The organism is Streptomyces apricus, assembly GCF_008369065.1.
Taxonomy (GTDB): Bacteria; Actinomycetota; Actinomycetes; order Streptomycetales; family Streptomycetaceae; genus Streptomyces; species Streptomyces apricus.
This window is the reverse complement of the sequence record NZ_VDFC01000047.1, coordinates 204,120-214,770: the sequence shown is the minus strand read 5'-3', so window position 1 is coordinate 214,770 and position 10,651 is coordinate 204,120. Positions and strand designations below refer to the sequence as shown.

Here is a 10,651-nt window from a genome sequence, read left to right as displayed (position 1 = left end):
CACCATCAGTTCTCCCAGAATCGTCGCGATCCCCCCGGGCGGAACCTCCTCCCGCCCCATCGCGATCCGTCCCGCCCGCGCCCCCGCGGCGGCCAGCGGCAGCCGTACGGTCGTCAGCGCCGGCACGGCGTCCGCGCTGAACGGCAGGTCGTCGAAGCCGACGACCGACACGTCCTCGGGAATCCGCAGCCCCGAGTCGCGCAGCGCCGCGCACGCCCCCAGCGCGACCGTGTCGTTGGCGGCGACCACGGCCGTCAACCCCGGGTCCCGCCGCAGCAGTTCGAGCGTCGCCTCGTACCCGGAGCCCCGGTCGTACCGGCCGTGCACCGTACGGGCGGGGTCGTCCTCGATTCCGTGCGCGGCGAGCGCGGCCCGGTGCCCCTCCAGCCGGTGCCGCGTGGTCGTCCGCTCCTCGGGCCCCGCGATGTACCCCATCCGCCGGTGCCCGAGCCCGATCAGGTGCTCGGTCAGCCGCTGTCCGCCACCGCGGTTGTCGAAGGTGAGCGCCACGGCGTCGGTGTCGGCCGGCGCCGGCGGGCGTCCGCACAGCACCACCCGTGTCCCGGCCGCCGCCAGCTTGCGCAGCTTCGTCGCGACGGCCGCCGCGTGTGCGGTGTTCTCCACGGCCCCGCCCGTCAGCACCACTGCCGCGGCGCGCTGGCGCTGCAGCAGCGTGAGGTACGTGAGTTCGCGCTCCGCGGAGCCGCCGGTGTTGCAGACCACGGCGAGCCGTTCGCCGCCCGCGCGGCCCCCCGGGCCGCCGATCTCGGACTGGATCGCCCCGGCCATGATCCCGAAGAACGGGTCGGCGATGTCGTTGRCCAGGATGCCGACCAGGTCGGAGGTGGCGGCCGCGAGGGCGCTCGCGGGGCCGTTCAGCACGTAGTCGAGCTCGTCCACGGCCCGCAGCACCCGTTCCCGGGTGGAGGCCGCCACGGGGTAGTTCCCGTTCAGCACGCGCGACACCGTCGCGGGCGAGACCTGGGCGCGGACCGCCACGTCCGCCAGGGTCACCGTCATCTCGTCGTCCTCCGGTCGCGCATCTCGTCCTCGTCCTCAGAGCCGTACTACTCCTGCGGCGGCCCGCTGTCGCGGCCCACCACAAAACGGACCCCCTCGAACAACTCGCCACCCCCACGCCCTTGTCCGATCCGCTTCACAGAGGCTAGCTTGCAGGGACATAGAAAGCGCTTGCTGCCCCACTCACCAGTAACCGAGGTGCACCGGAGGGGCGTACGCGGCGCCGGACGCGTACGGAGGGAATGACGTGACACGCAAGACGGTGCGCATCGCCATGAACGGCGTGACGGGACGCATGGGCCACCGCCAGCACCTCGTCCGCTCGATCCTCGCCCTGCGCGAACAGGGCGGCCTCGACCTCGGCGACGGCACCGTGCTGTGGCCCGAACCGGTCCTCGTCGGCCGCCGCGAGCACGCCCTCAAGGCGCTCGCGGACCGGCACGGCATCGAGCACTGGTCCACCGACCTCGACGCCGTCCTCGCGGACCCCGCCGTCGACGTCTACTTCGACGCCCAGGTCACCTCCGCCCGCGAGGAGGCGCTCACCAAGGCGATCGCCGCCGGCAAGCACCTCTACACCGAGAAGCCCACCGCGACCGGCCTCGACGGCGCCCTGCGGCTGGCCCGGCTGGCGAACGAGGCCGGCATCAAGCACGGCGTCGTCCAGGACAAGCTCTTCCTGCCCGGCCTGCTCAAGCTCAAGAGGCTGATCGACGGCGGCTTCTTCGGCCGCGTCCTGTCCGTCCGGGGCGAGTTCGGCTACTGGGTCTTCGAGGGCGACTGGCAGTCCGCCCAGCGCCCCTCGTGGAACTACCGGGCCGAGGACGGCGGCGGCATCGTCGTCGACATGTTCCCGCACTGGGAGTACGTGCTGCACGAGCTGTTCGGCCGGGTGACGTCGGTGCAGGCGCTCACCGCGACGCACGTCCCCCAGCGCTGGGACGAGCGCGGCAAGCCCTACGACGCCACCGCCGACGACGCCGCCTACGGCATCTTCGAACTCGACGGCGGCGCGATCGCCCAGATCAACTCCTCCTGGACGGTACGCGTGAATCGCGACGAACTCGTCGAGTTCCAGGTCGACGGCACCGAGGGCTCCGCGGTCGCGGGCCTGCGCACCTGCCGCGTCCAGCACCGGTCCGCGACCCCCAAGCCGGTCTGGGACCCGGACGTCCCCGCCACCGAGGCCTTCCGCGACCAGTGGCAGGAGGTGCCGGACAACACCGCGTTCGACAACGGCTTCAAGGCCCAGTGGGAGCTCTTCCTCAAGCACGTCTACGCCGACGCCCCCTACCACTGGGACCTGCTGGCCGGCGCCCGCGGCGTCCAGCTCGCCGAGCTGGGCCTGAGGTCCTCCGCCGAGGGCCGCCGCCTCGACGTCCCGGAGATCGCCCTGTGACCATCGAACTCCCCGGCGCCGGCGGCGGCCTGCGCACCTACCGCCCCCGCACCACCCCGCCCCCTTCTCCTCCCGCACGGTCTACTCGGCGGCGCACGTGGTCGCCGACCCGTACGCCGACACCACCCCCGACTCGCCCGCCGCCGTCGACTGGGACGCCACCCTCGCCTTCCGCCGCCACCTGTGGTCCCACGGGCTCGGCGTCGCCGAGGCGATGGATACGGCGCAGCGGGGGATGGGCCTCGACTGGGCGGGCGCGGCCGAGCTGATCCGCCGCTCCTCGGCGGAGGCGAAGGCGGTCGGCGGCCTGATCGCGTGCGGCGTCGGCACCGACCAGCTGCCACCCACCGGGACCGGCCGCCCCCACGACTTGGACGAGGTGCGGGCCGCGTACGAGGAGCAGCTGGTCCTCGTCGAGGAGTCCGGCTCGCGGGCGATCCTGATGGCCTCGCGCGCCCTGGCCGCCGTCGCCGAGGGACCCGAGGACTACCTGGAGGTCTACGGCCACCTGCTGCGCCAGGCCGCCGAACCGGTGATCCTGCACTGGCTGGGCCCGATGTTCGATCCCGCCCTGGAGGGCTACTGGGGCAGCACCGACCTGGACGCCGCCACCGGAACCTTCCTGGAGGTCATCGCCGCCCACCCCGACAAGGTCGACGGCATCAAGGTCTCGCTGCTGGACGCCCGGCGCGAGATCGACCTGCGCCGCAAGCTCCCGCAGGGAGTGCGCTGCTACACCGGCGACGACTTCAACTACCCCGAGCTGATCGCGGGCGACGACCAGGGCTTCAGCCACGCCCTGCTCGGCATCTTCGACCCACTGGGCCCGCTGGCGGCCGAGGCCGTACGGACCCTGGACACCGGTGACGTACGGGGCTTCCGCGAACTCCTCGACCCCACCGTCGACCTCTCCCGCCACCTGTTCCAGACCCCCACCCGCTTCTACAAGACGGGCGTGGTGTTCCTGGCCTGGCTCGCGGGCCACCAGGCGCACTTCACAATGGTCGGCGGCCTCCAGTCGGCCCGCTCGCTGCCGCACCTGGCCCGCGCCTACGAACTCGCCGACGGCCTCGGCCTGTTCCCCGACCCGGCGCTCGCCGAGTCCCGTATGAAGAACCTGCTCTCCCTGTACGGAGTCGACCAGTGAGCCCGAGCCCTGCCGCGGACCTCTCCCGCTTCAGCATCAACCAGATGACGGTGAAGCAGCTGTCGATGCCCGAACTGGTCGACGCCTGCCGGGAGTCGGGCGTGCCCGCGGTCGGGCTCTGGCGGGCCCCGGTCCAGGAGTACGGCCTGGCGCGGACGGCCAAGCTGGTCCGGGAGGCGGGCCTGAACGTCACCACGCTCTGCCGGGGCGGTTTCCTCACCGCCGTCGACCCGGCAGGGCGCGCGCGGGCCCTCGACGACAACCGCCTGGCGGTCGACGAGGCGGCCACCCTCGGCACCGACACGCTCGTCCTGGTCTCCGGCGGCCTCCCGGCGGGCTCCAAGGACCTCCACGGCGCCCGGGAACGGATCGCGGACGCCCTGGCCGAACTGGGCCCGTACGCGGAGGAACGGGGTGTACGCCTCGCCGTCGAACCGCTCCACCCGATGTTCGCCTCGGACCGCTGCGTGGTCTCCACGCTCACCCAGGCCCTGGACCTCGCGGAGCGCTTCCCCGCGCACCAGGTCGGCGTCGCCGTCGACACGTACCACCTCTGGTGGGACGACCGGGCCCCCGCGGAGGTCGCCCGCGCGGGCGCCGCGGGCCGCATCCACACCTTCCAGCTCGCCGACTGGACGACCCCGCTGCCCGAGGGCGTCCTCAACGGCCGCGGCCAGCTCGGCGACGGCGCGGTCGACCTGCGCGCGTGGCGGGGGTACGTCGAAGCGGCGGGCTACACCGGCCCCGTCGAGGTCGAACTGTTCAACGACGCCCTGTGGTCCCGCGACGGCCGCGAGGTCCTCGCGGAAACGGTGGCCCGCTTCCTCGCACACGCGGTCTGACCGGGGCACGGAACCCGCTCGGGTGAACCTCGAAAAAAACCTCGGGAATCCGTGCAACCCTCCCCCCACCTCGCGGGTCGTACGTGGCATCAGGACTTCTGGAGGGGATCTGGGGGGTCTTGATATGGGGGAGGGGCCGAGGGGGCCCGGTCGACGGACCGGGCCCCCTCGATAGTTCCCGGGCTTCCGCCAGAGCTGGAGCTGGAGTCGAAGCCCGCTCCTAGAAGAACACCCCGCAGCGCAGCAGCACGTTCGCGTACGGGCGGGCCTCGCCGGTGCGCACGATCAGACGGGCGCCGGCCGAGAGCGACTTCAGCTCCTCGTGGGAGACGTGCGCCAGCGTGGCCCCGAAGTGCCCGGCCAGCAGGGCGGCGGCCGCCGGGTTCGCCGTGCGCACCTCCTGCGCCGCCGTCGCGCCCTCCACGACCAGCTCGTCCAGCAGGCCCGCCAGGACCTCCTCGAAGGACGGCACCCCGGCCCGGAACGCCAGGTCCACGACCCGCGGGCCCGCCGGGATCGGCATGCCCGCGTCGCAGACCAGCACGCCGTCGCCGTGGCCGAGTTCGGCGACGGCGCCCGCCAGGTGGCGGTTCAGGATTCCGGACCTCTTCATGCGGTGGTGACCTCGTCGATCTCTTCGACCTCTTCGGCGGTGGGGAAGGACGCCTGCGCGCCCTGCCGGGTGACGGCGACGGCCCCGACCCGGGCCGCGTACGCCGCCGCCTCCGCGAGGGACTCCCCGGCGCCCAGCCGCCAGGCCAGCGCCGCGGTGAAGGAGTCCCCGGCGCCGGTGGTGTCCACGGCCGCCACCCGCACGGCGGGCACCCGGACCGGCCCCGAGGCGTCGGCGACCAGCGCGCCCTCCTCGCCCAGGGTGACCACGACCGAGCGCGGGCCGAGCGCCAGAAGCGCACCGGCCCACTCCTCGGGCGTCGCGCCCGCGTCGGCGCCGAGCACCACGCGTGCCTCGTGCTCGTTCACGATCAGCGGGTCGCAGGCCGCGAGCACCTCGGCGGGCAACGGCTGCGGCGGCGACGGGTTCAGCACGAAACGGGTGCCGGGGCGCAGGCCGCGTACGACCTCCGCGACCGTCTCCAGCGGGATCTCCAGTTGCGTCGAGACCACGCGGGAGGCCGTGACCAGGGCCGATGCCGCGCGGATGTCCTCCGGAGTCAGGCGGCCGTTCGCGCCCGGCGACACCACGATGCTGTTGTCGCCAGACGGGTCCACCGTGATCAGCGCGACCCCGGTGGGCGCGCCGCCGACGAGCACCCCGGAGGTGTCGACCCCGGCCGCCCGCTGCGAGTCGAGCAGCAGCCGGCCGTGCGCGTCGTCGCCGACCCGCGCGAGGAGCGCCGTACGGGCGCCGAGGCGGGCGGCGGCGACGGCCTGGTTGGCGCCCTTGCCGCCGGGGTGCAGGGCCAGGTCGGAGCCGAGCACGGTCTCCCCGGCGCCCGGCCGCCGCTCGACACCGACGACCAGATCGGCGTTGGCCGACCCGACGACCAGCAGGTCGTACTCGAACATGAACTGTCTCCTAGGGATACGCGGTACGGCGTTCGGGGTCAGCCGGTGAAGCCGGCCACGTTCTCCGACGTGACGACCTTCACCGGGACCTTCACCGTCCGCTCGGTCTTCTTCCCGTCGGCCGCCCGCAGCGCGTTCTCCACGGCGATCCGGCCGAGCTCCTTCGGCTGCTGCGCCACGGAGGCGTACAGCGTGCCGTCCTCGACGGCCTTCAGCCCGTCCGGCGTGCCGTCGAAGCCGATGACCTGGACCGACTTCCCGGCCTTGGAGCCGAGCGCCTTGATCGCGCCGAGCGCCATCTCGTCGTTCTCGGCGAAGACGCCCTGCACGTCCGGGTGGGCCTGGAGCAGGTTCGTCATCACGTCGAGCCCCTTGGTGCGGTCGAAGTCGGCGGGCTGCTTGGCGAGGACCTCGATGCCCGGATAGGCCTTCAGCCCCTCGGCGAAGCCCGCGCCGCGCTCCCGGCTGGCGGAGGTGCCGGCCTGGCCCTGCAGGATGACGATCTTGCCCTTGCCGCCCAGCTTCTCGGCCAGCGCCTTCGCGCCCAGCTTGCCGCCCGCGACGTTGTCGGAGGCCACCAGCGCGGCCGTCTCCGCCTTGTTGACGCCGCGGTCGACCCCGACGACGGGGATGCCGGACTTGTTCGCGGAGCGCACCGAGGGGCCCGCCGCGTCCGAGTCCACCGGGTTGACGACGATCGAGTCGACGCCCTCGCTGGTGAAGTTCTGCAGCTGGTTGGCCTGCTGCGAGGCGTCGTTCTGCGCGTCGGTGACGGTCAGGTCGGCGCCGAGCCGCTTCGCCTCGGCCTGCGCGCCCGCCTTGATCTGCACGAAGAAGGGGTTGTTCAGGGTGGAGAGGGACAGGCCGAGCTTCGGGTTCGCGGAGGAGGACGAGCCGTTGTTGAAGATGCTCAGGCCGCCCACGACCGCCGCCACGAGGACCACGGCGAGCCCGTACTTGACGGCCTGCGGCCCCTTGCCCTTCAGGCCCGCCGCGCCCCCGGCCCCGGAACTGACCGGCGTGGCCCCCGCCTTGCGGCGCACCGTGTCGAGCAGCACCGCCAGCGCGATGACGACACCGATGACGACCTGCTGCCAGAACGACGACACGGACAGGAGGTTGAGTCCGTTGCGCAGCACCGCGAGGATGAGCGCGCCTATCAGCGTGCCGGACGCCTTGCCCGTACCGCCCGCGAGGGAGGCGCCGCCGATGACGACCGCGGCGATGGCGTCCAGCTCGTACCCCTGGGCGGCCTGCGGCTGCGCGGAGGAGAGCCGGGAGGCGAGCACGATGCCCGCGGCGGCGGCGAAGAGCCCCGACAGTGCGTAGATGACGAGCTTCTGGCGCTTGACCCGCAGCCCGGAGAGGCGGGCCGCCTCCTCGTTGCCGCCGATCGCGTACATGGAACGGCCGATGTACGTACGCCCCAGGATCAGGGCGGTGACCAGCCCCAGGGCGATCATCACGAGGACCGGCACGGGCAGCCAGCCGCCGAGGGTGTCGCCGAGGTGCGAGACCGAGCCGGGGAAGGGGATGGGGCTGCCCTGGGAGATCACCAGGGACAGACCGCGGCCCACCGACAGCATGGCCAGCGTCGCGATGAACGGCGGCAGCTTCCCGTACGAGATCAGCACGCCGTTGACCAGACCGCACGCGATGCCGGTGGCGACGGCGAGGATCACCGCGATCCAGACCGGTACGCCCTCCGAGGTCGCCGTCCAGGCCAGGACGGTGGCCGACAGCGCGGCGACGGAACCGACCGACAGGTCGATGCCCGCCGAGACGATCACGAAGGTCACACCGAAGGCGAGGATGGCGGTCACGGCCGCCTGGACGCCGATGTTGAGCAGGTTGTCCGTCGTCAGGAAGTCGCCGGACAGCGCCGACATCGCGACGACGAGGACGATGAGCGCGGTGAGCGCGCCGTTGTCGAGCAGGAGGCGGCGCAGGCCGCCGGGGGCGCGACCGCCCGGGGCGCCACTCGCGCCCGTCGTGCTCTTGAGCGTGTCAGTGGCCACGGGAGCCCTCCACAGCGGTAACGGAGTCGGTGGTAGTGGTGGTACTGGGTGTGCTGACGGCGAGGGCCATCACGGAGTCCTGGGTCGCCTCGTCGGCGGACAGCTCGCCGGCGATCCGGCCCTGGGCCATCACCAGCACCCGGTCGCTCATGCCGAGCACCTCGGGCAGGTCGCTGGAGATCATCAGGACGGCGCGGCCGGCGGCCGTGAGTTCGTTGACGAGCTGGTAGATCTCGACCTTGGCGCCCACGTCGATGCCGCGGGTCGGCTCGTCGAGGATCAGCACCTTGGTGTCGGCGAGCAGCCACTTGCCGATGACGACCTTCTGCTGGTTGCCGCCGGAGAGCGTGCGCACGTGCTGCCCGAGCCCGGCCATCCGCACGCCCAGCTGCCCGGCGATCCGCGCGGCGGCCGTCCGCTGCCCCTTGAGGTCCACGAGCCCGCCGCGGGTGGCGGACCGCAGGGTGACGAGCCCGAGGTTCTCCTCGACGGAGGCGTCGAGCACCAGCCCCTGGCCCTTGCGGTCCTCGGGGACGAGCCCGATCCCGGCGGCCATCGCCGCGTTGACGTCGTGGCGCGGCAGCCGTTCGCCGGCGACCGCGACCGATCCGCCGTCGTACGGGTCGGCCCCGAAGACCGCCCGGACGACCTCGGTGCGCCCGGCGCCGACGAGCCCCGCGATGCCGACGACCTCGCCGGCCCGCACCTCGAAGCCGACGTCGTGGAAGACGCCGTCCCTGGTGAGCCCTTCGACGCGGAGCAGAGGGGCCCCGGTGCTGTCGGGGCCATCGGTGCCGTCTGTGCTGCCGGCGGTGGGCCGTTCGCGTGGGTACTGCTGCTCGATGGAGCGGCCCACCATCATGCGCACGAGGTCGTCCTCGGGCGTGGCGGCGGGCACCTGGCCGACGCTGCGGCCGTCGCGGATGACCGTGACGCGGTCGCCCAGGGCGGCGATCTCCTCCAGGTGGTGCGTGATGAAGACGATGCCGACGCCGTCCTCGCGCAGCCTGCGCACGATCCGGAAGAGCTTGTCGACCTCCGTGGTGGTGAGCACGGCGGTCGGCTCGTCCATGATCAGGACGCGGGCGTCCAGGCTCAGCGCCTTCGCGATCTCGACCATCTGCAGGCGGGCGATACCGAGTTCGCGCACCCGGGCGCGGGGCGACACGTCGACGCCCACCCGGTCGAGCAGCGCGGCGGCGTCCGCCTCCATCCTCTTCCGGTCGATCATCCCGAGGCGGCGCGGCTGGCGGCCCAGGAAGATGTTCTCGGCGACGGTGAGGTCGGGGACCAGGTTGAACTCCTGGTAGATGGTCGCGATCCCGAGGCGCGCGGCGTCCTGCGCGCCGTGGATGCGGACCTCCTCGCCGTCGACCGTGATCCTCCCGGCGTCGGGGCGGTAGGCGCCGGACAGCATCTTGATGAGGGTGCTCTTGCCGGCACCGTTCTCACCGAGCAGTACGTGCACCTCGCCGCGGCGCAGGTCGAAGTCGACGCCGTCGAGCGCGACCACGCCGGGGAAGGTCTTGCGTATCCCTTCGATACGCAGCAACTCGTCCGGGCTGCTGCTCACGGGGTGCTCCTCTGCGTGTCGTCCGGGTGGGGGGTGTGCGGGGTGTACGGGTCTTGCGGGCCGGGCGGGCCGGGCGGTTCGCCGCAGGAGCGGCGGACGACGAGGGTGGCGGCCAGGGTCACCGACCGCGGGGGCCGCCCCTCGATGCGGTCGACGACGGCGCGTACGGCGGCGCGGCCCAGTTCGGGGGTCGGCTGGGCGATGGCGGTGACCGGCGGATCGGTGTGCACGAACCACGGGATGTCGTCGAAGGCCGCGAGCGCGATGTCGTCCGGCACGCGCAGCCCGCGCGCCCGTACGGCGTCCAGGGCGCCCAGCGCCATCAGGTTGTCGGCCGCGAAGACGACCTCGGGCGGCTCGGCCAGGTCGAGGAACTCCTCGGTGACCCGCCGGCCGCTGGCGGCCTGGAAGTCGCCCTGCCCGATGTAGGCGTCGGGCAGCGGGAGCCCGTACGCGCGCAGGGCGTCCCGGAAGGCCTCGACCCGCTCGCTGCCGGTGGTGGTGGCGGCCGGGCCCGCGATGATGGCGAGCCGGCGGTGGCCGAGGCCGTGCAGATGGGCGACGAGGTCGCGCACGGCGCTCCGTCCGTCGGCGCGCACGACGGGCACGTCGACGCCCGGTATCCACCGGTCGACGAAGACCATCGGGGTCCCGGCGCGGGCCGCGTCCAGCATCAGCGGCGAGCCGCCGTCGGTGGGGGACACCAGGAGCCCGTCGATCCGGCGGTCCAGGAGCGTGCGGACGTGGTGGTCCTGGAGGTCGGGCCGCTCGTCGGCGTTGCCGATGACGACGCTGTAGCCGAGCGCGCGGGCCTCCTCCTCGACGGAGCGGGCCAGCTCGGTGAAGTACGGATTCAGCACGTCGCTGATGACCAGGCCGAGGGTGCGGGTCTGGTCGGTGCGCAGGGAGCGGGCGACGGCGTTGGGGCGGTAGCCCAGCGCGTCGACGGCGGCCAGGACGCGGGCGCGGGCGTCCGCGCTGACCGACGGGTGGTCGTTCAGGACGCGCGACACCGTGGCGACGGACACGCCCGCCTCGGCGGCGACGTCCTTGATGCTCGCCATGACCGCTCCACCTCCTTGTGGAATCGATTACACGAACCTGCTGGAGAGATTGGAATCGATT

At 73.0% G+C, this 10,651-nt stretch carries 8 protein-coding genes and 1 pseudogene; 3 read left to right on the top strand and 6 right to left on the bottom strand.

Going from position 1 to position 10,651, the window contains the following annotated elements; genetic code table 11:
• Positions 1–1,020 (bottom strand): LacI family DNA-binding transcriptional regulator (locus tag FGF04_RS27365; RefSeq protein ID WP_149514394.1); only part of this gene is annotated, 1,020 nt, incomplete at its 3' end.
• 247 nt (positions 1,021–1,267) lie between these two features.
• On the opposite strand from FGF04_RS27365, the gene FGF04_RS27360 reads away from it, so the two are divergent.
• From FGF04_RS27360 to FGF04_RS27350, 3 genes and pseudogenes are all read left to right on the top strand, one after another.
• The gene (locus FGF04_RS27360; protein WP_149514014.1) at positions 1,268–2,419 is read left to right on the top strand and encodes a Gfo/Idh/MocA family protein; all 1,152 of its coding nucleotides are present in this window, start codon (positions 1,268–1,270) and stop codon (positions 2,417–2,419) included.
• Positions 2,416–3,566: pseudogene (locus tag FGF04_RS27355) on the top strand (dihydrodipicolinate synthase family protein). The gene FGF04_RS27360 and the pseudogene FGF04_RS27355 overlap by 4 nt, the downstream one beginning before the upstream one ends.
• Positions 3,567–3,610: 44 nt before the next feature.
• The gene (locus tag FGF04_RS27350; RefSeq protein WP_149514393.1) at positions 3,611–4,408 is read left to right on the top strand and encodes a sugar phosphate isomerase/epimerase family protein; all 798 of its coding nucleotides are present in this window, start codon (positions 3,611–3,613) and stop codon (positions 4,406–4,408) included.
• A gap of 220 nt (positions 4,409–4,628) precedes the next feature.
• Here the strand turns inward: FGF04_RS27350 and rbsD are convergent, their stop codons facing one another.
• From rbsD to FGF04_RS27325, 5 genes are read right to left on the bottom strand one after another with little or no spacing between them, the layout of a single operon-like run.
• Complete coding sequence (gene rbsD / locus FGF04_RS27345) at positions 4,629–5,021, bottom strand: D-ribose pyranase (RefSeq protein WP_149514013.1); 393 nt, start codon at positions 5,019–5,021, stop codon at positions 4,629–4,631.
• Positions 5,018–5,935: a ribokinase gene (locus tag FGF04_RS27340; protein ID WP_149514012.1), complete on the bottom strand. Its 918-nt coding sequence runs from the start codon at positions 5,933–5,935 to the stop codon at positions 5,018–5,020. Before FGF04_RS27340 ends, rbsD begins: the two co-directional genes overlap by 4 nt.
• A 38-nt stretch (positions 5,936–5,973) precedes the next feature.
• Positions 5,974–7,953, bottom strand: coding sequence for an ABC transporter permease/substrate-binding protein (locus FGF04_RS27335; RefSeq protein WP_149514011.1), 1,980 nt, complete (start codon positions 7,951–7,953; stop codon positions 5,974–5,976).
• Positions 7,943–9,526 (bottom strand): sugar ABC transporter ATP-binding protein, encoded by a 1,584-nt coding sequence (locus tag FGF04_RS27330; protein WP_149514010.1) that lies wholly within the window; start codon positions 9,524–9,526, stop codon positions 7,943–7,945. Before FGF04_RS27330 ends, FGF04_RS27335 begins: the two co-directional genes overlap by 11 nt.
• Positions 9,523–10,590: a LacI family DNA-binding transcriptional regulator gene (locus FGF04_RS27325; RefSeq protein WP_149514009.1), complete on the bottom strand. Its 1,068-nt coding sequence runs from the start codon at positions 10,588–10,590 to the stop codon at positions 9,523–9,525. Before FGF04_RS27325 ends, FGF04_RS27330 begins: the two co-directional genes overlap by 4 nt.
• Positions 10,591–10,651 lie beyond the last annotated feature (61 nt).

What these genes read in the sequence shown, in the direction of transcription:
- FGF04_RS27350 (WP_149514393.1), top strand. Translation starts at nt 3,611, where the DNA reads ATGACGGTGAAGCAGCTGTCGATGCCCGAACTGGTCGACGCCTGCCGG.
- rbsD (WP_149514013.1), bottom strand. Translation starts at nt 5,021, where the DNA reads ATGAAGAGGTCCGGAATCCTGAACCGCCACCTGGCGGGCGCCGTCGCC.
- FGF04_RS27340 (WP_149514012.1), bottom strand. Translation starts at nt 5,935, where the DNA reads ATGTTCGAGTACGACCTGCTGGTCGTCGGGTCGGCCAACGCCGATCTG.
- FGF04_RS27325 (WP_149514009.1), bottom strand. Translation starts at nt 10,590, where the DNA reads ATGGCGAGCATCAAGGACGTCGCCGCCGAGGCGGGCGTGTCCGTCGCC.